Origin of the sequence: Glycomyces sp. TRM65418 (genome assembly GCF_019710475.1) — a bacterium.
Taxonomy (GTDB): Bacteria; Actinomycetota; Actinomycetes; order Mycobacteriales; family Micromonosporaceae; genus Glycomyces.
Genome location: NZ_JAJFAX010000009.1, coordinates 67,453 through 91,855 on the forward strand (window position 1 = coordinate 67,453; position 24,403 = coordinate 91,855).

A 24,403-nucleotide genomic window follows, 5' to 3' on the forward strand; every position below is an offset into this window, starting at 1 on the left:
AGGAACAAGACAATGGTGGACATTCTGCACCGCGTCGCCTTCGAGGGCGTCGCCCCCGAGCAGGCCTACGACGCCCTGACCACCCTGGACGGCCTGGCCGGCTGGTGGACCGAGAACACGACCGGCTCGACGGACGTCGGCGGCGTGATCTCCTTCAAGTTCGAGCGCGGCGAGTTCGACATGAAGGTCGTCGAACTCGAGCCCGGCGAGCGCGTCCTCTGGGAGGTCGTCGGCGGGGAGAAGGAGTGGATCGGCACCAAGGTCCACTGGGACCTGCGCCGGGAGGACGACTTCACCGTCCTCCTCTTCAAGCACGAGGGGTGGCGCGAGCCGATCGAGTTCATGCACCACTGCAGCACCAAGTGGGCCTCGTTCCTGCTGAGTCTCAAGCAGCTCCTGGAGACCGGCAAGGGAGCGCCCTGGCCGCACGACCCGCACGTCGACAACTGGGGCTGACCCGGACCGGGCCGCGGCGGCGCTGCAGCGCCGCCGCGGCCTTCCGTTCGCCCAGTAATCATCCTCACAGTTGATTCAATCATCTTGTCGGTTGATTAACTGGTAGGTTCCTGCCATGGAACCGAGGAAGTCCGGGCAGCGGACCCCCGAGCCCGCCGAGCGGGTCCGGGACGCCGAGCGCACCAAACGGCGACTGCTCGAAGCGGCGATGACCGAGTTCGCCGCCAACGGCTACGACGGCGCCCGCGTGGGCGACATCGCCGCCCGTGCCGGCGTCAACAAGCAGCTCATCAGCTACTACTTCGGCGGCAAAGAGGGCCTCTACCGCGCCATGCAGCGCGAATGGCTCGAGGCCGAGCGCGACCACGCCGACGCGGACCTGCCCGCCGAGGAGGTCCTCCGCTGGTACCTCCACCGCAGCCTGGCCGACCCGCGCATCGGACGGCTGGAGCTGTGGAAGGCGCTGTCCGACGAGGTCCCGGACGAGGAGTCCCAGACCGACGTCGACCGCGAGCAGCGGGAGATGGCCCTGCGGCAGGAACGCGGCGACATCGCGCCCGACCTGGACCCGGCGGCCGTGCAGCTCGCCATGATGGGCATGACCCTCGCCCCGGTCATGCTCCGCCGCACCGCCCGCAAGCTCTTCGGCGTCGACATCGACGACCCGGAATTCGAGACCCGATACGGCGACACCCTGTCGCGCATCCTCGCGCGACTCGCCAGGGAACCCGAACACCACCACCCGGAAGGAACCACCACCACATGACCGTTCTCGTCACCGGCGCGCGCGGCGCCATCGCCCGCAACGTCATCGCGCAGCTCCTCGCCGAAGGCGCGGCCGTCCGCGCCGCCAGCCGCGACCCGCGGGCGACCGCCCTCCCTGAGGGAGTCCATCCGGTCCGCGTCGACTTCACCGAACCCGAGACCCTCGCGCCCGCACTCGAAGGCGTCGACAAGGTCTTCCTCTACGCCGCCCCCGAGGGCGTCGACCACTTCGTCACCGCCGCACAGGCCGCCGGGGTCCAGCACGTCGTGCTCCTGTCCTCGGCCGCCGCGGCCGACCCCGACGGCGACCAGAACGAGATCGGCCTCCAGCACCTGCGGGCCGAACGGCCCCTGGCGGCCTCGGGAATCCCGTGGACCTTCGTCCGGCCCGCCATGTTCGCCACCAACTCCCTGTGGTGGCGCGACTCGATCCGCGACGAGGGCCTCGTGCGCGTCCCCTACCCCGACGCGATGGTCAACCCGATCCACGAGCGCGACATCGCCGAGGTCGCCGTCGCCGCGCTCACCCAGGACGGCCACGAAGGCCGGGCCCACCTCGTCGACGGACCCGGGCACCTGACCCAGCGCCGCCAGATCGAGCTGATCGGCGAGGCCGTCGGCCGCGAGATCGCCGTCCAGGAGCTGCCTCGCGCGGTCGCCGAGCAGTTCCTGCCGACGCCGCTGCTCGACATGCTCGCCGGCGGCGAGGTGCACCGCTACGGGCCCACCGCTGAGGCCGTCACCGGCAGGCCGGCCCGGACCTATGCGGAGTGGATCGCCGACCACGCCGACGACTTCCGCTGAGGCCCTTGGCGACGAGACCCGGCGGGCGTCCGGACACCGTTCGGTGCGCCCGGGCGAGCGGGCCTCAAGTGAGGCTCGCTCGCCTCGCCGCGTGACACGCGCTCCGTGCACGAGCACGCCTTCTTGGGGGCCGTGCGGGCAGGAGTTCGATTGCATTCCCCGCTCCGGGGGTAAACCGGCATCGTGGATAAGAACATCGGTGTAGCCTCCCGGACCGCAGGCCTTCTGGCCGACCTCTCACGACTGGCCGTCCTGCTGGGCGCGATCGTCTTCGCCGCCATGGGCCGCCTCGACGGGGTCGTGCACCTCGTGCTGGTCTTCGCCGCCCTGCTGCTGCCTCGGTTCGCCCGCATCGCGAAGCCCTTCGACCTGGCCGTCTGCGTGCTGCTGCCGCTCGCCTCGCTGGCCTCCGTGCTCGGCTGGTACCGGCAGTACGCGTGGACGGACTGGGTGATGCACTGCTTCGCCACCGGCGCGATCGCGGCCGCGACGTACCTGGTCCTCGTGCGCACGCCCCTCCTGCCGCCCCTGCGCGAACTGTCCCGCTCCGCCATCGTGACGCTGACCTTGATGATCGGCGTCACGATCGGCGTGCTGTGGGAGTTCGCGGAGTGGTTCATGCTGGACGTCATGGCGATCGCCATCAGCGTCGGATACGGCGACACCATCGCCGACCTGGCCATGGACACGCTCGGCTCCCTCCTCGCGGCCGGAGCCCTCGTCGCCTGGGCCGGCCGGGTGGGCGCGCCTGCGCCGGATCCCGAAGCCGTCGAATCGCCCGAGCCGGTCCCCCACCGCGCCGAGTCCCGGACGGATTGAACCCCGCTCCCCCGGTGGCGGTGAACCGGTCGTCGCACCGACCGGCCTCGCCCACGCCCCTATTCGGTTCCGGCCGGGTTTCGCCGGTTTCACGACGGGTATTCACGTGCCATCAAAAGGGACGTATAAGGACGGAGGGGAGCACTATGAACGACGACCCGACGACCACGCTCGTCCGGCTCGGCGACAGCGATCTGACGGTGGCCAACGAGGCCGAGGACATTCGCGGCCGCAAGGTGATCGACAAGAACGGCGACGAGACCGGCTCGGTCGACGGACTGCTCATCGACGAACCGGAGCGCAAAGTCCGGTTCCTCGAGATCGGCTCGGGCGGTTTCCTGGGCCTGGGCAAGAAGCAGGTGCTCGTCCCGGTCGACGCGGTCACCCGCATCGACGACGAGCACGTGTACATCAACCGCGACCGCGAGGAGGTCGCGTCGGGCCCCGGCTACGACCCGGAGCTCATGCCCGAGCCCGACCGCCCGTACTACGAAGGCGTCTACGGGTACTACGGCTTCATGCCGTACTGGGGCACCGGCTACCGGTACCCGGGCTACCCGTACTTCTAGCAGTGCCGCCTCGGGGACGCGCTCATCGAGCCGCGTCCCCGAGCGCGACGCTCACGGAGAGGATTCGCGCACCTCGTCCGCCACGTCCTCGAACGCGCTGAGATCCCCCGCCGCGCTCACCGGGATGACGCTGAACGTGCCGTCGGTCTCCAAGACCACCGCCGCCACCTGATCCAGGCCGCCGATGCCCTGCGCGCGCACCGCCTGCAGTACCTCTGAGCGGCTGACGCGCTGCTCCCGCAGCGACCGCTCCAACACTCGGCCCTGCCGCGCCAGCAGCGTGGGAGTCGATTTCACCGCTTTGCGGAACGGCCGCGACCGCACCGAGACCCAGGCGACGGCGAACTGCGCGCCGACCAGCACGCCCAGCCCCAGCACCCCTTCGGCGAGCGCCACGCCGGAGCTCAGGAGCACCGTCGCGAGGGTCGAACCCAGCGCCACGGTGACCACGAGGTCGAAGGCGTTCATCTTGGCCAGGGTCCGCTTGCCCGAGGCCCGCAGCAGCAGCACCAGAGCCGCGTAGGCGCACAGGCCGAGGACCACCACGCGGAGCAGTCCGCTCCAGGAGTCGAAGAACATGCCGTGGCGTACCCCGACCGGAGCGCCGCCACACCCGGTCGTCGGCCTCCCGTGGGAGACTCGCCCGCGTCACGGGCGCCCGCCCGGCCCGGGACGGGCCGGAGAGGCCGACGGCGTGCGGCGTCCGTGCAGGCCCGACCGATCGCGGCGACTGCAGGACGCGGCGAGGGATCGCGGGGCCGGAAGAGTGCGCTTCCGACCCCGTCTCCATCCGGGAAGAAATCAGTCCTCGGGGCCGCCGGGCCGGGCGGCCGGTCGCTCGCGCCGGGAAGCACGCGCCCGCTCCATCGAACGGGTTCGATGCAAGCGCAGGCACACAATAACCGCGAAACGCCGCTTTGGTCAATGCCCACTGCAAAATACGTGAATGCGCGCAAAGTGATCGATCAATGACCGATCGTCACTCCGCGCGGGAGCGGCGGACGCCCGGACCGTCCTCAAGAGATGGAGAGGACGGTCTTGCCGCGCGCCTTGCCCTGCTTCGAGCGCGCCAGCGCGTCCGCGGCCTCCTCGAGCGGGACCTGGTAGTCGATGCGGACGCGCAGCTGGCCGTGGGCGACCGAGTCGGCGAGGGACGCGAGCGTCGCGGGCTGGGCATTGGCGTACACGTTCGCGCCGCGGAGGCCTCGGGTGGCCAGGACTTCGGGGTCGACCGCACCGTTCGAGGAGACGATGACGCCGTTGCGCTTGAGCAGCGCCGCGATCGGCTCGATCTCGCCCGGCGTGGAGATGAGGTCCACAATGGCGTCGATGCCGTCGGGGTGGGCCTCGCGGACCTGGTCGGCGGTGGGGGCCTCGGTGAAGTCGACCGTCTCCGCCGCACCGAGTTCGCGCAGATAGCCGGCGGTGTCGGGGTCGACGGTGGCGATGACGCGGACGCCCTGCCCGACGGCGAGCTGCACGGCGGCCTGGCCGACGCCGCCGGAGGCGCCGTTGACGAGGAGGGTCTGGCCGGGGCCGACACCGGTCGCCTCCACGAAGTCGTGAGCGGCCGCGCCGGCGGTCGGCAGGGCGGCGGCGAGCTCGAAGTCGAGGTCGGCGCGGAGACGGGCGAGCTTGGCGGCCTTGGCGATCGCGTACTCGGCGTAGGAGCCGCGGCCCCGCTCGACGTCCATGAACTGGCCGAACACGCGGTCGCCGGGTTCAAGGACGACGTCCTCGCCGACGCGTTCGACGGTGCCGGCGCCGTCGGAGCCGAGCACGAGCGGGAAGGAGTGGTGGACCGAACCGCGCATGATGCCTTCGACGACCTTCCAGTCGAAGGGGTTGACGCCCGCGGCGGCGAGGCGGACCAGGACTTCCCCTGGGCCGGGCTCGGGGATCGGCAGGTCGGTGAGGCGGGGTTCGGTGTCGAAATCGGTGACGACGACGGCGCGCATTGATGTCCCTTTCGGATCGGTCATCGGACGTACTCCGCTCCGGGGCCGAGAGCGGCCGGGCCTCAGCCTGAATCTACACCGGTTCCGCCGGCGGTTCGGCCGGTTCGGCCAGGCGCGAAAGGTGTTCGCGGCGAGGCGCCCGGGCCGTGCCGTCGGTCGGCGACGCGGCAACGGGCGGCGTTCGAAGGCGCCTCCCCGTGCGGCGACGCGCCGCCGGCTTCCGCGGTGCCGGGCGGGCCCGACGACGCCGGGCGACCGCCGCCGCGGCGGGATTCGAGGAGCCTGAAGACGGCTCAGGCCGTTCACCCCGGACTTCGAAACCTTGTACGCTTCACCGTGGACACGATGCCCCCTCATCAGGCGCCACGCCCGGCCGCGTCCGCCCCCTGATCGCTCTGTTCACGTTGGAGGAGTTCACCATGCGCCCATGGATGAACCGCGCGACGCTGCGAGGGCGCCTCCACGGCCGACTCCTGCTGGTCCTCATCGTCGTCGCCGTCCTCGTCTCGGCCGCCGCCGTCTGGCAGTTCGTCCTGCTCTGGGACGACCACGATCCCGACCTCGCCGAGATCGACGGCCGCGAGACCCCCACCGTCGCGGCGCCGGCGGACGAGTCCGAAAGCGCCACCGAGAGCGCCTCCGCGATCCCGTCGCCGACCCTCGAGTCGAGCCCGCTCGAGGAGGGCGCCACGTCGACCCCGGCGGCGATCGTCAGCCAGTCCCCCGCCCCCACGACCGAAGCCGCCGAAGGGCCCGCGTGCACCGCGTCCCTGCGGCTGGACAACGAATGGTCCGAGTCGGTCTCGGTCACCGTCACGCTCACGAACACCGGCGTCGACCGGATCGACGGGTGGGAGGTCCTGCTCGCCCTGGAGCACCTGGACGTGACCTCGACCTGGGGACTCGATCACATCGAGGGCGACCGCTACGGCGACATCTTCTTCAACGCCGGCATCGACCCCGGCGACAGCGTCGAGCCGAGCTTCCAGGCCGACATCGAAGGCGATTTCACGCTGCCCGCCACCGTGCCCTGCACCCCGGCCTGAGGCGCCGGATCATTCGCCGATGCGGATGGCGGGGCGGTGGCGGACCGGGAAGTTCACCGAGTTCGCGATGAAGCAGGCCTTGTTGGCGTCGTGGTGGAGCTCGGCCGCGCGCTCGGCCTTCGCCGGATCGGTGATGGTCACGACCGGTGCCAGGACCACCTCGGTCATGCGGCCGCTGCTGCCGGTCTCCTCCGTCATGGTGCCCGTCGCCTCGTCCTCGTAGGCGGTGACGACGATCCGGTCGCGGGCGCACAGCGCCAGGTACGTGAGCATGTGGCATTCGGCGAGCGAGGCGACGAGGAGGTCTTCGGGGTTCCAGCGGTCGGGCCGGCCCAGGAACGCGGGGTCGGCGCTGCCGAGGATGGCCGGCTTGCCGGGCGCGGTGACGTCGTGGTCGCGCCCGTATTCGAGGTACCGGGCGGTGCCCTTGCCGGTGTTGCCGGTCCAGCGGACGGTGACTTCGTAGTGGTGCTCGCGGCCGCTCATGGCGGGCTCCCTCCGGTTCGGCGTCGGAGCCGCCAGCGTATCCGGGAGGGCCGACCTCCGGAAGGGTCGGCGAGCGGGCCGCCTCCCGGCCGGTTCCGGTCAGCGCCCCGGAAGCGTGACCGTCTCGCCTTCGGGAAGTTTGGGCCACCAGTGCTGGTAGCGGCGGTAGACGTGCGGGTCGCGGTCGGCCAGCATCGCGGTCAGCGCCTTCGCTTCGGTCGCGAGCGCACCCCAGGTCTCGTCGGGCAGGGGCCGGAACGCCGTGGCCTCGATGCCGTCCTCGGTGGTGCGCCAGAGACCGGCGGCGTACCCGTCGACCAGGAGCATCGGGAGCACGTCGCCGTTGCTGCGGATCACGGTGGTGCGCAGTTCGGGCGGGATGGTGCGGCTCCGGTCGTGGTAGGCGAGGAACACGTTGTCCCACATGGCCATGAGCCGCGGCGGGGCGGGCGTCTCGGAGTCGGGAACGGCGCGGCCGGGCAGGTCATGGAGGACTTCGCCGGTGGGCCCTGCCAAGGTCGCGAGGCGGTCGCCGAGGGCGGTCACCGCCTGTTTCACCCGGGCGCGCCGCACCATCGCGAACTGCGCGACGTCGGCGACGGTGGCCGGGCCGAAGCCGGAGAGGTAGCGGAGGACGAGGTGCTGGAGCGCGGCGTCGGCCGCGGCCCGGTCGCCGAGCGCGGGCCGGTCGGGCGGGGCGAGGTAGGCGACCTGCTCCGTGAAGCCCCAGGGCCCGCCGTTCACCGCGCGCAGGAGCGGCGCGTACTGGCGGATGCCGGGCCAGGCGGCCTTCGCGGTCTCGGGTCCGAGCCGTTCGGCGAGCCACGCCTCGCATTCGCGGGCCGTGCGGGTCTCGGCGGCGAAGTCGAGGAGTTCGGCGGCGAGGACCGCGGCATCGGCGGCGGCGAGCCCGGCGTCGGCGATGCGGCTGCCGAGTTTCGCGGCGTAGAGGGAGGGCTCGGTGGCTTCACGGAACGGCCGGTACTCGTCGGCGGCGACGGCGTGCAGGGTCATGCGGACGGGGTTGCCGCGGACGATCAGGCCGGAGGCGAAGGCGGCGTCGAGGTCGGCCGGGTCGAAGCCTTCGACGCGGTTCCACAGTCCGATGTAGGGCGAGGCGGGCGACTGGGCCTGGACGGCGACGGCGGCGCGCGCCGCCTCCACCGGGTCGGCGTCCGTTCGGTGGAGGAGGGATTGCCGGGCGAGCGTCGAACGGTTGAGCTGCCGGGAGGTGAGCTGCATGCGGAGAGGGTATCGGCCGGGTCCGACAGCTCGGCGAAGCGGATCCGCGCGCGCCGACGCACCGAGACTTCGGAGCCGTCCCGATGCGGAGCGCCCCCGGCGGGCGCTCACCTCGTCGACCGCGGGCCGATCCCGAGCCGCGGGAAGCGGAGTGGCGCTCGCCCTCCAGGGCGGGCAAGGCGTCGTCGTGGCCGTCGTCTCGGCGCACGTTCATGCGGGCGCGCGTCGGGGTCGGACCCCCGCGGTCCGGCCCCGGCGTCGCCGCGGGCGCTCAAATCTTGAGGACGTACGCCGCGCAGGACTCCAGCAGCATCTGGCTGCCCTCTTTGGCCATGTCGTGCTCTTCCTTGGTGGCGCAGTTCTGCGAGATCGTCATGCGGGATCGGCCGTCGCCCAGGTCCTCCACGTCGAGGCGCATGACCTCTTCCCCGCCGTCGGGGGTGTCCATGCCCATGACCAGCACCTCGGGCTCCGCGACCTCGATGTAGCGGCCGGTGATCGGGAACTCCTGGCCGTCGGGCGTGACCACGGTCGCGGTGTAGCGGCCGCCGGGCGTGACGTCGAGCTCGACCGAGCCGGGCTTGGAGTAGCTCCACGCCTCGTAGTGGTCGCGCTCGGTCCAGGCGCGCCAGACGGTGGCGGGCGGGACGTCGACGTCGGCGGTGAGGGTGTAGCCGTAGCCGTTCTGGTTGGCGTTCATCGTCGTGCTCCTTCATTCGTGCATTCGGTGTACGCCCATAAGGACGCCCCGGCCGCACCGGATTCATCGCGGCCCCGGAAGTTTTTTCGGCCCGGTGCCGCAGCGCCGCCGACCCGGCCGGACACCGGCTCCCGTCCGGCCGGCGGGAAGCGGGTTGCCCGCAGGCCGGACGCGGCATAGGGTCGGTCGCGGTGTCACCCTGGATCGGGAGCTGGTGTTCGACATATGGGCAAGACGTATCCTGCGATCGACGGCCGCCTGCGCGAGTTCATCGAGGCGCAGCCGGTGTACTTCGTCGCCTCCGCGCCGCTCGCCGGCGACGGCCGCATCAACCTCTCCCCGAAGGGCCACAAGGGCTCGCTCCAAGTGCTCGACGAGCAGACCGTCGCGTACCTCGACTTCGGCGGCAGCCACGCCGAGACGCACGCGCACCTGCGGGAGAACGGCCGCATCACCGTCATGTGGTGCGCCTTCGCCGGCCCGCCCACGATCGTCCGCGTCCACGGCACCGGTGAGGCCGTCTACCGCGACGACCCGCGCTTCGAGGAGCTGATCCCCCGCTTCGCCGAGGCCGACGGGCCCGGCGTGCGCGCCGTCATCGTGGTGCGCGCCGAGCTCATCACCGACACCTGCGGCTACGCGGTGCCCTTCATGGACTACCGGGAGGAGCGCCCGCTGCTGCGGCGGTTCTTCGGCCGCAAGAGCGACGACGAGTTCGCCGAGTACTGCGCGTCCAAGCCCTACAACGAGCAGAGCATCGACGGCCTCCCCGCGATGCCGCTCCCGTTGCCGCCCAGGAAGCGCTGAACGGCCGCGCCGCTCGGGCGCGCGAGGCGAAGCGGGCACCGGTCGAGGCCCCGAAGCGGAGCGGGGTTGAATAACGGTGTCGCGCAACAAGGAACCAGGAGCCCCCCATGTCCGATCTCCACGTCGTCCTCGGCGCCACCGGCGCCGTCGGTTCGGCCGTCGTCACCGAGCTCCACGCGCGGGGTCATGAGGTGCGCGCCGTCAGCCGCGGCGCCGAGGGCCTCGGGAGCCTGCGCGCCGACATCACCACGGCCGACGGGGCCGCGGCCGCCTGCGAGGGCGCCGCCGTCGTCTACCAGTGCGCCCAGCCGCCCTACGCCCAGTGGGCCACCGACTTCGTCGGGCTCACCGACACCGTCCTCACCGCCGTCGAGCAGGCCGGGGCCCGGCTCGTCATGGCCGACAACCTGTACATGTACGGGCCCGTCGAAGGCCCCATGACCGAGGAGCTGCCGTACGCGGCGGCCTTCCCCAAGGGCCGGGCCCGCGCCCAGGTCGCCGAGATGATCCTGAGCGCCCACCGGGAAGGCCGCGTCCGCGCCACGCTCGGGCGCGCCTCCGACTACTTCGGCCCCGGCGGCATGAACACCATCCTCGGGCCCAACATCTTCGCCGCCGCGGCGGCCGGGAAGACCGCGCGCTGGGTCGGCGAGCGGGACGAGCCCCACACCGTCGCCTACCTGCCCGACCTAGCCGCGGGCCTGGTGACCTTGGGCGAGGACCCGAAGGCCGACGGCTACGCCTGGCATCTGCCCGTGGGCCCGCCCGTCACCGGCGACGAGTTCCTCGCGCTCGTCTGGGGGGCCGCGGGCGGCAGGCCGCGCAGCGCCGGAATCGGCCGCGCCGCGCAGCGCTTCATCGGCATGTTCAACCCGGTCGTCAGGGAGCTCGGCGAGACGTGGTACCAGCGCGACCGTGCGTGGGTCGTCGACGACACCGCGTTCCGGGCCGCGTTCGGCGACCAGCGGGTCACGCCGTTGGAACAGGCGATCGCGGAAACGGTCGCCTGGTTCAAGCGAAAGGGCTGATTCGGGCGAAAGTCCTCGCCGGTGACCCGCCGCTTCTTACACTGCGCATTTCCGTCTCTATTGGAGGCATCATGATGCAGGAACCAATACCGTCCGGTGCGCCGGTGTACGCGGCCAGGGAGATGAACGGGCTCGCGATCGGCGCCTTCGTGGTGGCCCTCATCGGGCTCTGCAGCCCGCTCGGCATTCTCGGGCTCATCCTCGGCTACGTCGCGAAAAGCCAGATCAAGTCCCGCAACAACTCGGGGAGCGGCCTGGCCACCGCCGCGGTCGTCCTCGGCTGGATCTCGCTCCTCGCCTTCATCGGACTCCTCATCGCGCTCGTCGCGGGCGGCATGGCGAACTGGACGGAGTGGAGGGACGAGTTGAAGAGCAACCTCTAGCGCCGGTCGGCCCGGCGCGAATTCGTCGGAATCCGCTCACGTTCGCTCCGCATCGCCTAGCGTCGTTGTTCGTGAGAGCACTGCAGACACTCGCGGGTCTCGCCGCAGGCGCCGTCGCTGCGGCCGTCGTCCTCGTCGGGGCGCCGCCCGGCGCTTCGGCCGTGACGGCCGCCCCGCAGTACCGGGCGGACCAGATCGCGCAGATCGAGGCCGCCGACGTGCGGCTCGAAGCGGGCCTCGCCCACACCGTGACGCATCCCGGGGCGGCGTTCATCAAGGCCCGCTTCGACGGCGTCGTACTGGGCGCGGACGACGCCATCACCGTCGCGAGCCCGGACGGCGGCGAGTCCTACCGCTACGGGCCGGCCGACGTCGACGACGGCGGGCTGCGGGCACTGTCGATCGAGGGCGAGACCGCCGAGGTCCTCCTCCACGACGACCCCGGCGACGGGGTGGCGGCGAGCGCCCGGCTCGCCTCGTACTCGCGCGGGCTCAACGACGCCGAGCTGGCGTCGCGCGCCGGCGGGCCGGAGAGCGTCTGCGGCAGGGACGACTCCCTGAACGCCGTCTGCTACCGGGAGACCGACCCGGTGGCGTGGGGCGCGAGCCGCTCGGTCGCCCGGATCATCGTCGGCGACGACTCCTACTGCACCGCTTGGATCGCCGGCGACGCGAACCGGCTCATGACCAACAACCACTGCCTCGACACCGACGCGGAGGCGCGCGCGACCGAGGTCCAGTTCGGGTACGAGTGCATCGTGTGCGCGGGCGGTCCGGTCCGCATGCCGATCAAGGTCAGCGGCGAGACGGTGCTGGCGACGAACCGCACGCTCGACTTCACGCTGTTCACCGTCGCCGACCACGCCAGGATCGCCCACCTGCCGCACCTGGAGCTCGACCCCCGCCGCGTCGCGGAGGGCGAGAAGGTCTTCCTCGCCGGGCATCCGGGCGGCAGGCCGCTGCGCATCACCGCCGCCAGCGACGCCGAACCGAACGGGACCGGCCGGCACTGCCAGATCCTCGACAGCGCCGCCGACGGCCGCGGCTGGAACACCGACCTGGCGTACCTGTGCGACTCCCAGGGCGGCTCCTCGGGTTCGCCGGTCCTCAGCCGCACGACCGGCACCGTGGTGGGCCTGCACCACTTCGGCGGATGCCCGAACAGCGCGGTCCGGATGGACTTGATCCACCCGTTGATCGCGCCGTACCTCGAATACGACTTCTAGCGGGCCGGTCCCGTGCTCACCGGGGTCCTAGGTGAGTTCGCCGCCTCGTTCGGCCGCGGCGGCGACGGCGGCCTTGATCGCCTTGGCGGTCTCGGCCTGGTCGAGCGCGTCCAGGGCGGCGCGGGTGGCGCCGCCGGGAGCCGCGATGCCGTCGAGGAGGACGGCGGGCGGTTCGTGGGTGGCCTGGAGTTGCAGACAGGCGCCGAGCAGCATCTGGTCGATGAGGACGCGCGCGGCGGTCGGCTCCATGCCGCCGTCGACGGCCGCGCCCGTCATCGCGTCGGCGAGGTAGTAGAGGAACGCCGGACCCGAGCCGCCCACGGCGGTGACGAGGTCCATGAGGGACTCGTCGGCGGTGATGGTGATGCCGACGCGGTCGAAGAGGTCCTCGATGCCGGTGACGTCCGTGTCCTCCGGCGCCGCGATCGCGGTGGCGGCCTGGCGGGTGCGGGCGGCGGCGGTGGTCATGGCGCGGACGGCCGTGACGCCCTCGGGCAGCCGTTCGGCGAGCGCGGCGAGCGGCACTCCGGCCGCGAGGGACACGACGACCGTGCCGGGGGCGAGGACGGGGCCGATCGCGGTGAGGAGCGGCCGGACGGCGACGGGCGGGACGGCGACGAGCACGACGTCGGCGTGGTCGACCGCGCTGCGGTTGTCGGTGCCGACCTCGACGCCGTACCGGTCGGCGAGGGCGGCGGCCCGTTCGGGGGGCAGGGCCGTGGCCCCGATCCGCGCGGGCGGCAGGCCCGAGTCGAGCAGGCCGGCGAGGACGGCCTCGCCGAGGTGGCCGACGCCGAGCAGTGCGATGTCCATGTCGCCTCCTCCGATGCAGCGGTCTCTGCCGCAATCTACGGGCCGGTGGGTCGGGTTGCCAGGATTCGCCGTGAAATCCCGGTCATAGTGCGAAGGACTCACGCATCACGGCGACGAAGCGGTCCGTGGCGCGGCCCTGCAGCGACCGGGCCACCGGCCCGCCGACCCGGGCGGCGAACGTGCCGGGCCGGGAGAAGGACCGCACGGTGAAGCGGGTGCGGCCGTCGTCGAGGGCGTCGAGGACGAAGGCGGCCTCGCCGCGTTCGGGGTGGCCGGGCATGGAGCCGTAGCCGAAGCCGGCGCGCTCGGGCGTCTCCTCCGTCCACACGACCTGGCACGAGATGCGGAGGACCCCGGCGAAGCGGAGGACGACCTCGACGCCGGGGGCGGCCCGCGGGGCCGACGGCTCGGGGCGCAGGCCGCAGCGTTCATGGAGTCCCCAGGTCATGAGGACCGGGGCGGCCTCGGCGAGCGAGGCGTCCAAGACGGTCCCGCGGACGAGGTGGCGGTGACCGGCGGGAGCGGCCCGGCGCGGGTCGCGCCGACCTCGGGGTAGTTCACGGCGAGGTCCACGGTCAGTCCACCGCGGGGTTGAGGACCTGGAAGAGCAGGTGGTCCTGCCGTCTTCCGGCGATCTTGAGATAGGCGGGGGCGCGACCGATCGGCTCGAAGCCGTTGCGGCGCAGGACCTTCTGGGAGGCGTGGTTGTGCGGCAGGGTCTCGGCCTGGACGCGCGACAGCTCGAGCTCGTCGAACGCGACGCGCTTGGCGAGCCGCACCGCCTCGGTCGCGACGCCGCGCCCGGCCTCGGCGCGCGCGACCCAGTACCCGATGCTGCACGAGCGGAAGTACGGCCCGATCACGATCGAGTTGAAGACGATGCCACCGCAGATCCGGCCGTCGTCCTCGATGACGTACGACAGGCCCGTCCCGGCCTTGGCGCGCTCCAGCGATCCTTCGATGATCTCGCGCACGCCTGCCGCGGTGAACGAGGCGTCGCCCTTGTCGGGTTCCCAGGGCGCCAGGTAGTCCCGGCTGTCGCGGCGCAGCGCCGCGATCGCCTCGGCGTCGTCGAGCGTGACGGAGCGGATCGTGACCATGGCACGATTCTCGTCCCCCGCGCGGCGACGCGCAGGCCGAGTGCGGACATCGGCCGCCCCCGACGGGTACGCGATTGGGGCATACTGTTCACCATCCTTTCCGGAACGACACGCCGCCGACACTCCAAGCGACTTGGCAACGGAGCCACCCGTGCCCGACGATGAGCACCCCCGGACCGAACCGACCGACCCACCCGAGACAACTGAAGCGACCGCCGCGGGCGGGACCGGCGGACGCGAGCGCGCCGAGGACGAGGGCGACCGCATCGCCCGCAAGGTGAGCCAGGCGGTCCGACGAGGCACGCCCATCGTCAGCGGCTTCACCGCCTTCGTGGTGACGCTCGACCTGATCCTCAACGCCGCCAGCCCCCCGTGGCAGAAGCCGCTCGTCTTCACCGGAGTCGTCCTGGTGCTGATCGCGCTCCTGGTGAGCGCCCTCCGCGCCAAAAGCGGCGACGAGGCGATGGACGAGCGCAGACGCCATCGGTGGTTCGGCGCGATCGCCAGCGCCGGCGCGCTCTTCCTCGTCGTCGGCTACCTCCTCCACCCCGCCGTCGACCGGATCCAGGACTGGATGGCGGACTGCGGCGACCCGGTGGAGCTCACGGTGCTCCTGCCGGTGGACGGCGCGGCCGGATTCCAGGACGCGATCGCCGCGTTCAACCGCGCCTACGTCGACGGCGACCGCTGCCGCAGGGCGAACGTGACCGCCTACAGCGCGCCGTGGCCCGACGTCGAGCAGGCGATGCGACTGGGCTGGCTGCCGCCCGGGAAGGACGCCGCCGCAGGGGACCGGCAGCCGCTGCGCGACGTGGGGCCGCGGCCCGACTTCTGGATCGCCGAATCGCAGACGCAGGTCGACCTGGCCGCCGACGCGCTCCGCGAATCGGAGGTCAGGTACGAGGTCTTCGCCCGCAACGACGCCGAACCGATCGGCCGGACACCGCTGGTGCTGGCCGTGCCGGACGCGGTGCGCGCCGACGGGTTCCTCGACGGCGAGAGGACCACCGACCGTCCGCTGCCCGAACTGATCACCGAACTCGGTGACGTCTACGGCACGCCGGTGCTCCGCTCCGACCCCGCGGTGGCGACCTCCGGCCTGCTGTTCCTGCGGACGCTCTACGGGCAGGACGGCGACGGCGCCGGGGCCCGGATCGAGAACCGGCTCGCCGACGCGGCCGCCGAAGTCGGCATCGCCTTGTCCCCCAGCGACACCGGACTCCTGTGCGACCTCTCCCGGAGGCAGGGTCCGAACCCGACCGCGGCGGTGCTGACCACCGAGGCCGCGCTGGCCCGCTACAACAGCGGCACCGCCCTCGGCGACACGTGCCCGCTCGCCGTCGGCTCCCGCTCGGGACTGGTGCCCGTCTACGGGGAGGCACTGGGATCCCTCGACTACCAGGCGGTCGGACTCGACTGGCACGACGACCCTTGGGCCGAGCGGCGCGCGGCGGTCGGCGATGCGCTGGAGGCCTGGCTCGCCGGCGAAGAGGACGGCTGGAAGCCGACGGCCATGGGCGTCCGCGACGTCCACTACGACGGCGGCGAGATCGAGGGGGACCTCGACTTCGACAAGGACTTCACCGTCGAGGCCGATCCGATCAGCGCCGGCGAGTTCACCGATCTGCGAGCGGACTACGGCGAGAACCGGGTGCCGACCGACGTGCTGCTCGCCATCGACCATTCCGAGACGATGGACGAGCGGGTCGGCGGCGGCGCGAGCCGCTTCGACCTCGCGATCGAGGGCGTCACCACCGCGCTCGGCTACCTCGGCGCGGAGGACCGGGTCGGACTGTGGACCTTTCCCGCCGACGGCGCCGACTCGTACCGCGAACTGCTCGGCATCGGTCCCGATCCCGGTGAGGCCGCGGCGGAGCTGCTCGCGGCTTCGGAGGCGAGCCAGGGGGTGGACCTGCACCAGACCGTCGTCGACGGCATCGACGCCCTCGAAGCCGCCGGCGACGGCGAACGGATCAGCGCGATGGTGGTGCTCACGGACGGGGCCGACCGCGACACCTCGCAGACCACCGCCGCGGAGGTGCACGCCCGGCTCGACGGTTCGCACGCCAACCTGTACCTCATCGCGGTGGGCGATACCTCCTGCCGGTCGGCGGCCTTCGCCGCCCTCACCGAGAACTCCAGGGTCACCTGCCTCGACGCGGAATCGGAGCAGATCACGGTGACCTTCGACAGCCTCTTCAACCAACTGTGGAGCGGCCGATGACCGAAAAGCAGCGGCAATGGCGGCTGGACCGGCGGACCCTCCTCGAGACCGCCGGAGGATGCGCCGCGGCCGCTCTGGCGTTCGTCGCCTACCGCCTCGGAGCCCACACGCCCGCACGGGAATGGGAGGACCTCGGGAACCGACCGCTCCAAGTGCTCGCCCACCGCGACGACACCGCCAACGGCCAGCGCAGGCTCCTCATCGAACAGTGGAACGCCGCCCACCCCGGCCACCCCGCCGAGATGATCGAGCTCCCGCCCATCGCCGACCTGCAGTACAGCGCGATCCACTCGGCGCTCCAAGCCGAGAACGAGCACGTCGACGTGGTCGACCTCGACGTGGTCTGGATCGCCGAATTCGCGGCGGCGGGACACTTGGAGACCCTCGACGACCCCGACCCCGACACCCGCGGGTTCCTCGAGCGGCCCTTGGAGTCCGGCCGCATCGACGGCAGGCTGGTCGCGCTGCCGTTCAACACGAATGTGGGCATGCTCTACTACCGCAAGGGCGCCGAGTCCGACTACGCCACCGGCGCCTTGAGCGCCAAGGAAGCCGAGTCCATCAGGGACTGGGACGGGCTGCGGGGCACCGCGAGGTGGATCCTGGAGGCGAACGACGCGTTCGACGGCGGCATCGCCATGCAGCTGGCCTCCTACGAGGGGTTCACCGTCAACGTCTGGGAGTACCTGCTGGCCAACGGGGTGGCCGTCGACGGATCGACCGGGATGATCGACTTCGGCGAGGACTCGGAGGCGGTGCGCCCGCTCGAAGATCTCGCGGACGACCTGCACGGGGAGGTGCGGGAGGGCGCGACGGTGATCCTGCAGGACTCGCTGCAGTTCAACGAGGACGACGCGCTCGCGGCGTTCCAGTTGGGGAGGACGCCGTTCCTGCGGCACTGGCCGCAGGCGATCCGGGCACTCCAGGCGTGCGACCTGGACTTCGAGGTGGGCGTGGTGCCGATGCCGGGCGGCGTGCTCGGCGGCGGGAGCCTGGCGGTGAGCGCGCACTCGAAGCGCCGGAACGCCTCCCGGGCGCTGGTCGAGTTCCTCACGGGTCCGACCAGCGCGCAGCTGCTGTTCGAGCGCGGCGGCTTCGCGGCCGCCCGGGAGGAGCCGTACTTCGACGCGATCGCGCAGATGCGCCTCGGAGCGGCGCCGGAGGCCTCCTGCGAGACCGGCGGCGGCCCGAGGTTCGAGGCCGAACCGCTCCACGACGCGCTGACGGGCGAAGGCCCCGGACGCCGCCCCGCGGTGAACCGGTACACGCAGTTCAGCCGCGCGTTCCGCGATGCGCTGCATCCGCAGCTGGTGAGCAACGCGGTCCCCGATCTGCAGGGGCTCCAGGCCCGGCTCGACGCCGCGATCGAAGGGAAGTGACCCCTCGGGAAACGGTGCGGCGTCGGCCTGCGTCCAGGTGGGGAGGCGCGTTCCTCGTCCTCCTTGCCGACGATGCGGACGGACCGCTCGGCCGGGTCGTGGTCGGCCGGGCGCATCGAGGCGAGCTCGCTGCGGCGGCGCCGGTCGACGCGAGCACCGCCGCGTCCCGGGCCCCGGCGGGCCGCCGAGGGGCAGCGGCGAAGCGGGCGTCCGTTCGGCGTGCGCTCGAAGAGGCTCAGGGCGGCATCAGGGCCGCAGCGCACGGACGTGCCAGTCGAGGACCGTGCCGTCGGGTTCGCTGCGGCGCTGCGTGAACGCGAACCCGGCGCGGACGGCGACGGCGACCGACCTGACGTTCGCGGGCTCGCAGCGGATCACCGCCTCGGCGCAGCCGAGCCTCGCGGCGTACTCGGTCGCGAGGAGGACCGCGCGGGTCGCGAGGCCTTTGCCGCGCCACTGCGGGTAGAGGCCGTAGGCGAGGTTCGCCTGGCCGGGCTTGAGGTAGTACTGGCCGGTCTGGACGTCCACGGTGCCCGCGAGCACCAGGTCCTCGCCGACGCGGATGCCGAAGTTGTGGAAGGGCCCGCCCTCGGCCCACCAGCGCTCGCAGCGCTCGAGGTACTCGCGCAGGCCGTGCGGGGTGGCGCGGCCGCCGCTGAGCCACCGGGCCAGGTCCTCGTCCTCCCCCGCGAGGTGGGCGTCGAAGTCGCTCGGCCCCAGTGGCGTCAGGGTGACCGTGCCGTCCGTGAGCGGTGCGTCCATCGCACCAGCCTCGCGCACGCCGGGGGCGGGCGCAATGCGTTTCACCGGTTGCGGCGCACCGCCCACCGGCCGAGGGCGAGGACGCCGGGCAGGCCGAGGCCGAACCGGCGGGCCGTCTCGCGGATGAGCAGGGCCGCGCAGCCGTAGAGCGGGACGAAGACGATCAGGTTGCCGGCCAGTTCGAGGGGCTTGCCGGTGCTGGTGTCGTAGCCGCTGAGGCATTCGGCGCCCACGGGCGCGAGGAGGGCGAGCACGAGGACCGGCAGCAGCCGGGCCGGTCCGCTCGCCGGGGCGCGGGTCTCGGGTTCCATGCGTTCGACGCTATGGGGCCGTGGGGCTTCGGCTCATCGGCCGAGCGTCGCGGGCCGGGTCGCGGAAGCATCGAGTCCCGCCGTCGCAGCGCGACTTTCGGATCGGCCGCGTCGACTTCGGTATCGGATCGCCGGCGGCGGCTTGGCCCGCGGGTGCGGTGGGGCTAGGTTCGGGCGCATGAGCGGTGAGGCGGTGGGCCGGCGCGGGGCGCGGGGCTGGGCGGTGGACACGGCGCTGTTCGCGTTCGGCGTGTTCTCGTGGCTGTACATCGTCGGGGAGCGGGTCAAGCTCGGGATGCCTTCCCCGTCTTGGCTGTTCGAGCTCGACCAGGTCGCCGGGCTGGCGGCGCTGGGTCTGCTGTGGGTGCGGCGGCGGTGGCCGACGCAGGCGGCCGTCGCGCTCGTGATCGCCTCGTCCTTCGCGGAGACCATCGCGTTCCCGTCGCTGGTCATGCTGTTCACGGTGATCGTGCGGCGTCCGCTGCGGACGGCGGCGATCGTGTACGCGGCGGCGCTGGCGGCCGCGGCGGTGTACCTGCTCGTGCGGCCCGACGAGCTGGGCTTCGCGGGCGGCATGGCGTTCGCGGTGGCCCTGTACGCGGCGGTGGCGGGCTGGGGCCTGTTCGTGCGCTACCGGCGCCAGTTGGAGGCCCGCGCGGCCGAGGCGGCACGGGCCGAGCGCGAGCGGGCCCGGCAGCGGGCGCGCGACGAGCTGGCGCGGGAGCTGCACGATCTGCTCGGGCATCGGCTGTCGCTGCTGAGCCTGCACGCGGGCGCGATGGAGTACCGGCCGGACGCCCCGGCCGAGGAGCTGGCGCGCGCCGCCGGGGTCGTACGCGAGCAGTCGCATCTGGCGATGCGGGACCTGCGGGAGGTCATCGCGGTGCTGCGCGCCCCGATCGGGGAGCTGCCGCAACCGCGCATGTCCGACCTCAGGGCGCTCGTGGAGGAGGCGCGGCCCGGGATGCGGATCGAGCTGATCGAGCGGGTGGAGGGCGAGGCCCCGGATCGCTCGGGCCGGACCGCGTACCGGATCGTGCAGGAGGCCTTGACGAACGCCCGCAAGCACGCCGAGGGAGCGCCGGTCGCCGTCGAGGTCGCGGGCGGGCCCGACGAGGGATTGACGGTGATCGTGGAGCACGGCCCGGGCCGGGACGCGGGACCGGACGGCGAGCGCCGCGGGCACGGCCTCATCGGCCTGGAGGAGCGCACGGCGCTCGCGGGCGGGCGACTCGAGTACGGGCCGACCGACGAGGGCGGATGGCGGGTGCGGGCGTGGCTACCCTGGACGGCATGAGCGAGCGCCCCGCCACCGCGGTCCTGGTCGTCGACGACGATCCGCTGGTGCGCGCCGGCCTGCGGATGATCCTCGGCGGGGCCGGGGACCTGGACGTCGTCGGCGAGGCCGGCAGCGGCGCCGAGGTGCCCGAGCTGGTGGCGCGGCTGCGGCCCGACGTGGTGCTCATGGACCTGCACATGCCGGGCGTGGACGGCCTCACCGCCACCGAGCGGCTGCGCGCGTCCCCGGACGCGCCGGAAGTCCTGGTGCTCACCGCGTTCGAAGCCGACTGGCACGTGCGTCGGGCGCTGCGCGCCGGGGCGGGCGGGTTCCTCCTCAAGGACACCCCGCCGGCGGCGATCGTCGCGGCGGTGCGGCGGGTCGCGGCCGGGGAACCGGTCCTGTCGCCCGAGGTCACGCGGCGGCTCATCGGCATCGTCGCCGGCGGCCCGCCCGCGGACCGGCGTCGCGAGGCCCGGGACCGCCTGAGCGCGTTGCACCCCCGCGAGACCGAGGTGGCGGTCGAGGTCGGCCGCGGCTGCTCGAACGCGGAGATCGCCGCGGCCCTGCACCTGAGCGTGCCGACGGTGAAGACCCACGTGTCGGCGGCGCTCGCCAAGCTGGGCCTGAACAACCGGGTGCAGCTGGCGCTCCTGGTGCACGACGCGGGACTGGACGCTTCGTAGCGGGCGCCGGGCCGGACGGTCCGCCTCGACATCGGCCGTGTCGCGGCGGTCGAGCGCGGCCGCGTCACCGGCCTCGGCGCGCGCGGCAAGCGCACCGGCGCGATTCCCGGGCGGCACTGCGGCGCCGTCGCGGCTGACGAACGGTCCTCCACAGTGCCATCGCATGCGCATGGCACACTGCGATGGTCCGACGTCCCCTCTCACCCCAGGACAGGTCGATGACCGACACCGACTCGCTGCGGCAGGAGCTGTACCGGATCCGCTCGCAGCTCAAGGGCGAAGCCCGCACGGCAGCCCTGGAAGCGCACCTCGAGAAGGTCGAGGCGCACGGCGACCAGATGCTGGTCAACCGGACGCTCACCGAGCTCGTGGACTGCTACGAGTACTCGACGGACTCCAGTCGCCTGATCGTGCCCTTCTCCCGCCTGCTGCGGGCCTACGACGAGGCCCCCGAGCACTTCGACGCGAGCCTCGTCCGCTCGGTGTACTGGCAGTTCAAATGGGTCGTGTACGACCTCATCGACCGCCCCGAGATCCCGCTGTCCTCCATCGAGGACTGGATGGAGGACTGGCGCGTCCGCTACGCCGAGGCCGGTCACTCGCTCCATCCGCTCCACGAGGCCGAGCACTGCCTCGCGCAGCACCTCGGCGACGCCGACCGCGCCGCCCGCGCGGCCGAAGCCCTGCACGCCACCGAGCCCGACGGCATGAGCGACTGCGCGGCGTGCCGCTGCGGTTACCTCGGGCGCGTCGCCTTCGCCGAAGGCGACCACCTGCGGGCGCTCGAGCACTGGCGGCCGGTCTTCGACGGCGGGATGCGGTGCATGCACGAGCCGCACCGGACACTCTCCTTCTCGACGTTCGCGGCGGCGCGGGCCGGCCGGCTCGACCAGGCCCGATCGGACCACGTGCGGGGCTATCAGATGAGCCGCGGCAACGACGACATGGTGGCCTACATTGCTCGCCACATGCGGTTCTGCGCGTTCACCGGCAACGAGCCGAGGTCCCTGGAGATTTTGGCGGCCAACGCCTCGGCGTTCGCGGCGGCCATCGCGCCGCGCACGCGACTGGAAGTCCTGGAATCGCTCCAGTCGCTGTGCGACGCGCTCGTGGCCCGCGGCATGGGCGACGCCGACATGCCCGAGTACGAGGGCCGCATCCGGACCGCCGCCGAACTCCGCGCAGCGGTCGACCTCGAGCGGCGAGCCCTCTGCGAACGCTTCGACCGGCGCAACGGCACCAGCGCCGTATCGCGCGACTCGATGCGGCGCGTGGCACCGGCGGAGCCCTATCCGCATGTCCCGCTGGGGCTCAAGACCGCGCCGATGCCCGCGCCGCGCCCGTTCGAGCGGGAAGCGGCGGGCGGGCGAGCATCGGAGGCCGAGACGATGGAAGGGCTCCGGACGGCGCTCGAGCGCGCCCGAGCGGCCACGGCGGCCTTCGCGGCGGACCACGCCCAGCGGTGGGCCGCGGTGGACCGCCTCGCCGCGGCGCTCGATGTCGCGCTGGCGCCGGGCGACGAAGCCGAGGTGCTGCTCGCCCGCATCGAACCAAACGGCGATGGCCAAGCGGCCCTCGCGCTCGCGGCACGGGCGCAAGACCTGTTCAGCGCCGCCGGACTGCCCGATCGGGCCCTCACCAACCGCGCCGCGACGCTGCAGTGGCGTCTCGGCGTCGAACCCGACGCGGTCCCCGCGGCGGCGGCGGCGGTCCTCGCCGAGGCCGCCGCGCTCGCCGACTCCCATCCGGTGGCGGCGCTCCGGGCCCGCGCCCTCGCGCACATCGCGCTGCTCGCCCACTGCCGGGTCGCGGGAACCGAACCGAGCGGCGAACTGCTGGCGGACGCCGCCGCAATCGACGCCGAACTGGCGTCCGACCCGGAGGAGCCGCGCTACAGCCAGGCCCGGGTGCGCCTCGCGCTGACGATGACCGGCTTCGCCACCGAGGCGCGAGCGCGCCTGGAGGCGATGCGGACGGCGTTCGAACTGGCGGTCGCCGGCGATCACCACTACGAGACGTTCATCGCCTCGACCCAGTACGCGAGCCTGCTCAGCGGCTCCGGCGCGTTCGAAGCGGGCCTGGAGGCGGCCGAGACCGGCCTCGCCCGCGCCCAACCCGGCTACCCGCACTTCCCGATCGCGGCCCTGCACCTGACCGCCGCCGAATGCGCGACGAACCTGGACCGCCCCGCGAAAGCGGAGACCCACGCCGTCCAGGCCGCGCACCACTACGACCGCGCCGCGGAGCACGGCTGCGCCGGAGTGGCGAGACACCTGCTCGGGGTCGCGCTCGCCGCGCAGGACCGGCACCCCGAAGCCGTGGTGATGCTCGAGGCGGCCCTGGAAGACCTTCCGGCGATGCCCGAAGAGGAGCACTGGCGGCTGGTCGACGCGCGCGCGATGCTGGCCCGGTCCCACGAGCGCCTCGCCGAGGCGCGGCCGGGGCTGGCCCACGCCCTCGAAGCGCTGCGGCTCATGGAAGGCGGTCTCGCCCATCCGGATCCGACGCGGTACGCGCGGACGGCGCAGCTCGCCGGCCGGCTGCTGCAGTGGCTCGGCGAGCCCGGCGACGCCGCCCGCGCCTTCGGGCGTTCCGAACAGGCCTGGCGGGAACTGGGCGCACTGCCCGCGGCGGCCGACCCCGCACGCCGCGCCATATGGGCCGAACTGCGGCGCGACGCCGAGGACGAAGGCGCCGCACTCGACGTCGCGAGCGCGCGCATGCGGGCCCTCGCCGAGGAACTGCGCTCGGAGTGGCAGCACGCGCAGCGGCCGCCGGAGCACCGTGCCGAGTGCCGCTTCGAGCTGGCGACGACGCTGCTGCAGCACGCGAACCTGCAACTGCCCGACGCGTCCGAGACCGGCCGCCTGGCGCTTGCTGAGCGGCGGCGGCTCCTCGAGCAGGCATTGGCGGTCGCGGAGGACGGCGAGTACCTCCCGGGGCCGGGCGTGCAGGCCACCACGCAGCTCATGCTCTGCCTCGATGAGAGCGGCGAGCCGGAGGCGGCATCGGACGCGCTCGCGGAGGCCGCCTTCGCGCGCCTGGACCCCGAACCGCACCCGCTGCTGCGGCAGCAGTTGAAAGGCGCCCTGGCGCAAGTGCGGCGGCAGCGCGAAGGCTGAAGCGGACGCGGCGACGCCGCCTACGAGACGGCCGCCGTCAGGGTCGCCCCCGTCGACGGGCCGCGCCGTCGCCGCGGCCTCGCGGCCGGGGCGGTGCTCATTTGCGCGGCAGGGCCTCAGCGTAGGCCAGGCCGCGTTCGATCCAGGGGCGCAGCGTGTCCTCGGCGGCGCAGGTCGCCTCGTCGAGCTTGATCCAGCCGCGCATCTCGCCGCCCTTCATGACCATCGGCTCGGCGCCGGGCTCATTCAAGAGGTCCGCGTACTCGTCCTTGGGGACGCGGACCATCGCGCCGCCCCCGCCGAGCGCGGCCGCGGCCATGTTGCCGTGGGCGAGCCAGGCGAGGCCGCCGAACATCCGCTTCTCCGTCACGTAGGGGCGGTTGTCGACGACCTCGCGCACGCGCTCGGCCAGTTGCTCGTCGTATGCCATGGCGCCAG

The 24,403-nt window shown here is 72.8% G+C and carries 26 protein-coding genes; 15 read left to right on the forward strand and 11 right to left on the reverse strand.

What is annotated here, in order from left to right; genetic code table 11:
* Positions 1-12: 12 nt before the first annotated feature.
* The 5 genes from K3N28_RS18650 (at position 13) to K3N28_RS18670 (ending at position 3,413) form a co-directional block, all read left to right on the forward strand.
* Positions 13-456, forward strand: coding sequence for an SRPBCC domain-containing protein (locus K3N28_RS18650; RefSeq protein WP_228094263.1), 444 nt, complete (start codon positions 13-15; stop codon positions 454-456).
* A gap of 115 nt (positions 457-571) precedes the next feature.
* Complete coding sequence (locus K3N28_RS18655) at positions 572-1,222, forward strand: TetR/AcrR family transcriptional regulator (protein WP_228094264.1); 651 nt, start codon at positions 572-574, stop codon at positions 1,220-1,222.
* Positions 1,219-2,025, forward strand: coding sequence for an NAD(P)H-binding protein (locus tag K3N28_RS18660; RefSeq protein WP_228094265.1), 807 nt, complete (start codon positions 1,219-1,221; stop codon positions 2,023-2,025). The genes K3N28_RS18655 and K3N28_RS18660 overlap by 4 nt, the downstream gene beginning before the upstream one ends.
* 183 nt (positions 2,026-2,208) lie before the next feature.
* Positions 2,209-2,844: a hypothetical protein gene (locus K3N28_RS18665; protein ID WP_228094266.1), complete on the forward strand. Its 636-nt coding sequence runs from the start codon at positions 2,209-2,211 to the stop codon at positions 2,842-2,844.
* Positions 2,845-2,990: 146 nt separating this feature from the next.
* Entirely contained in the window at positions 2,991-3,413 is a 423-nt protein-coding gene (locus K3N28_RS18670; RefSeq protein WP_228094267.1) for a PRC-barrel domain-containing protein, read from the forward strand.
* Positions 3,414-3,464: 51 nt separating this feature from the next.
* Here K3N28_RS18670 and K3N28_RS18675 read toward each other — a convergent pair whose 3' ends face one another.
* Both K3N28_RS18675 and K3N28_RS18680 read right to left on the reverse strand, forming a co-directional pair.
* The gene (locus K3N28_RS18675) at positions 3,465-3,992 is read right to left on the reverse strand and encodes a DUF421 domain-containing protein (protein ID WP_228094268.1); all 528 of its coding nucleotides are present in this window, start codon (positions 3,990-3,992) and stop codon (positions 3,465-3,467) included.
* A gap of 437 nt (positions 3,993-4,429) precedes the next feature.
* Positions 4,430-5,395, reverse strand: coding sequence for an NADP-dependent oxidoreductase (locus tag K3N28_RS18680; protein WP_228094269.1), 966 nt, complete (start codon positions 5,393-5,395; stop codon positions 4,430-4,432).
* 395 nt (positions 5,396-5,790) lie between these two features.
* Here K3N28_RS18680 and K3N28_RS18685 point away from each other — a divergent pair, with 395 nt between their 5' ends.
* Entirely contained in the window at positions 5,791-6,417 is a 627-nt protein-coding gene (locus tag K3N28_RS18685) for a cellulose binding domain-containing protein (RefSeq protein ID WP_228094270.1), read from the forward strand.
* 9 nt (positions 6,418-6,426) lie between these two features.
* Here K3N28_RS18685 and K3N28_RS18690 read toward each other — a convergent pair whose 3' ends face one another.
* From K3N28_RS18690 to K3N28_RS18700, 3 genes are all read right to left on the reverse strand, one after another.
* Positions 6,427-6,903, reverse strand: a complete 477-nt coding sequence (locus tag K3N28_RS18690) for an OsmC family protein (RefSeq protein WP_228094271.1) — start codon at positions 6,901-6,903, stop codon at positions 6,427-6,429.
* Between the two features lie 99 nt (positions 6,904-7,002).
* Positions 7,003-8,145 (reverse strand): winged helix DNA-binding domain-containing protein, encoded by a 1,143-nt coding sequence (locus K3N28_RS18695; protein WP_228094272.1) that lies wholly within the window; start codon positions 8,143-8,145, stop codon positions 7,003-7,005.
* Between the two features lie 271 nt (positions 8,146-8,416).
* Positions 8,417-8,845: an SRPBCC domain-containing protein gene (locus K3N28_RS18700; protein WP_228094273.1), complete on the reverse strand. Its 429-nt coding sequence runs from the start codon at positions 8,843-8,845 to the stop codon at positions 8,417-8,419.
* 225 nt (positions 8,846-9,070) lie between these two features.
* Between K3N28_RS18700 and K3N28_RS18705 the strand changes: the two genes are divergently transcribed.
* The 4 genes from K3N28_RS18705 (at position 9,071) to K3N28_RS18720 (ending at position 12,289) form a co-directional block, all read left to right on the forward strand.
* The gene (locus K3N28_RS18705) at positions 9,071-9,652 is read left to right on the forward strand and encodes a pyridoxamine 5'-phosphate oxidase family protein (protein ID WP_228094274.1); all 582 of its coding nucleotides are present in this window, start codon (positions 9,071-9,073) and stop codon (positions 9,650-9,652) included.
* Positions 9,653-9,759: 107 nt separating this feature from the next.
* Positions 9,760-10,680 (forward strand): NAD-dependent epimerase/dehydratase family protein, encoded by a 921-nt coding sequence (locus tag K3N28_RS18710; protein ID WP_228094275.1) that lies wholly within the window; start codon positions 9,760-9,762, stop codon positions 10,678-10,680.
* Between the two features lie 71 nt (positions 10,681-10,751).
* Positions 10,752-11,063, forward strand: a complete 312-nt coding sequence (locus tag K3N28_RS18715; protein WP_228094276.1) for a DUF4190 domain-containing protein — start codon at positions 10,752-10,754, stop codon at positions 11,061-11,063.
* A 71-nt stretch (positions 11,064-11,134) separates the two neighbouring features.
* Entirely contained in the window at positions 11,135-12,289 is a 1,155-nt protein-coding gene (locus K3N28_RS18720; RefSeq protein ID WP_228094277.1) for a serine protease, read from the forward strand.
* 27 nt (positions 12,290-12,316) lie between these two features.
* Here the strand turns inward: K3N28_RS18720 and K3N28_RS18725 are convergent, their stop codons facing one another.
* The 3 genes from K3N28_RS18725 to K3N28_RS18735 form a co-directional block, all read right to left on the reverse strand.
* The gene (locus K3N28_RS18725) at positions 12,317-13,102 is read right to left on the reverse strand and encodes a pyrroline-5-carboxylate reductase (protein ID WP_228094278.1); all 786 of its coding nucleotides are present in this window, start codon (positions 13,100-13,102) and stop codon (positions 12,317-12,319) included.
* Between the two features lie 82 nt (positions 13,103-13,184).
* Entirely contained in the window at positions 13,185-13,586 is a 402-nt protein-coding gene (locus K3N28_RS18730; protein WP_374209829.1) for a DUF1990 family protein, read from the reverse strand.
* A 91-nt stretch (positions 13,587-13,677) separates the two neighbouring features.
* Positions 13,678-14,202, reverse strand: coding sequence for a GNAT family N-acetyltransferase (locus K3N28_RS18735; protein WP_228094279.1), 525 nt, complete (start codon positions 14,200-14,202; stop codon positions 13,678-13,680).
* 151 nt (positions 14,203-14,353) lie between these two features.
* Here K3N28_RS18735 and K3N28_RS18740 point away from each other — a divergent pair, with 151 nt between their 5' ends.
* Both K3N28_RS18740 and K3N28_RS18745 read left to right on the forward strand, forming a co-directional pair.
* Positions 14,354-16,426 (forward strand): hypothetical protein, encoded by a 2,073-nt coding sequence (locus tag K3N28_RS18740; protein ID WP_228094280.1) that lies wholly within the window; start codon positions 14,354-14,356, stop codon positions 16,424-16,426.
* Positions 16,423-17,805 carry an extracellular solute-binding protein gene (locus K3N28_RS18745; RefSeq protein WP_228094281.1) on the forward strand — a complete coding sequence of 461 codons (1,383 nt, stop codon included), beginning with the start codon at positions 16,423-16,425 and terminating at the stop codon, positions 17,803-17,805. The genes K3N28_RS18740 and K3N28_RS18745 overlap by 4 nt, the downstream gene beginning before the upstream one ends.
* A gap of 246 nt (positions 17,806-18,051) precedes the next feature.
* Here K3N28_RS18745 and K3N28_RS18750 read toward each other — a convergent pair whose 3' ends face one another.
* Together K3N28_RS18750 and K3N28_RS18755 are read right to left on the reverse strand one after the other, a co-directional pair.
* A complete protein-coding gene (locus K3N28_RS18750) occupies positions 18,052-18,567 on the reverse strand; it encodes a GNAT family N-acetyltransferase (RefSeq protein WP_228094282.1) in 516 nt (171 codons plus the stop codon).
* 41 nt (positions 18,568-18,608) lie between these two features.
* Entirely contained in the window at positions 18,609-18,878 is a 270-nt protein-coding gene (locus K3N28_RS18755; protein ID WP_228094283.1) for a hypothetical protein, read from the reverse strand.
* Between the two features lie 178 nt (positions 18,879-19,056).
* On the opposite strand from K3N28_RS18755, the gene K3N28_RS18760 reads away from it, so the two are divergent.
* From K3N28_RS18760 to K3N28_RS18770, 3 genes are all read left to right on the forward strand, one after another.
* Positions 19,057-20,175, forward strand: a complete 1,119-nt coding sequence (locus K3N28_RS18760; protein WP_228094284.1) for a sensor histidine kinase — start codon at positions 19,057-19,059, stop codon at positions 20,173-20,175.
* Positions 20,172-20,843, forward strand: a complete 672-nt coding sequence (locus tag K3N28_RS18765; RefSeq protein WP_228094285.1) for a response regulator transcription factor — start codon at positions 20,172-20,174, stop codon at positions 20,841-20,843. Before K3N28_RS18760 ends, K3N28_RS18765 begins: the two co-directional genes overlap by 4 nt.
* Positions 20,844-21,061: 218 nt before the next feature.
* Positions 21,062-23,965, forward strand: a complete 2,904-nt coding sequence (locus tag K3N28_RS18770) for a hypothetical protein (RefSeq protein WP_228094286.1) — start codon at positions 21,062-21,064, stop codon at positions 23,963-23,965.
* Positions 23,966-24,062: 97 nt separating this feature from the next.
* Here K3N28_RS18770 and K3N28_RS18775 read toward each other — a convergent pair whose 3' ends face one another.
* Positions 24,063-24,395: a TfoX/Sxy family protein gene (locus tag K3N28_RS18775; protein WP_228094287.1), complete on the reverse strand. Its 333-nt coding sequence runs from the start codon at positions 24,393-24,395 to the stop codon at positions 24,063-24,065.
* Positions 24,396-24,403: the final 8 nt, after the last annotated feature.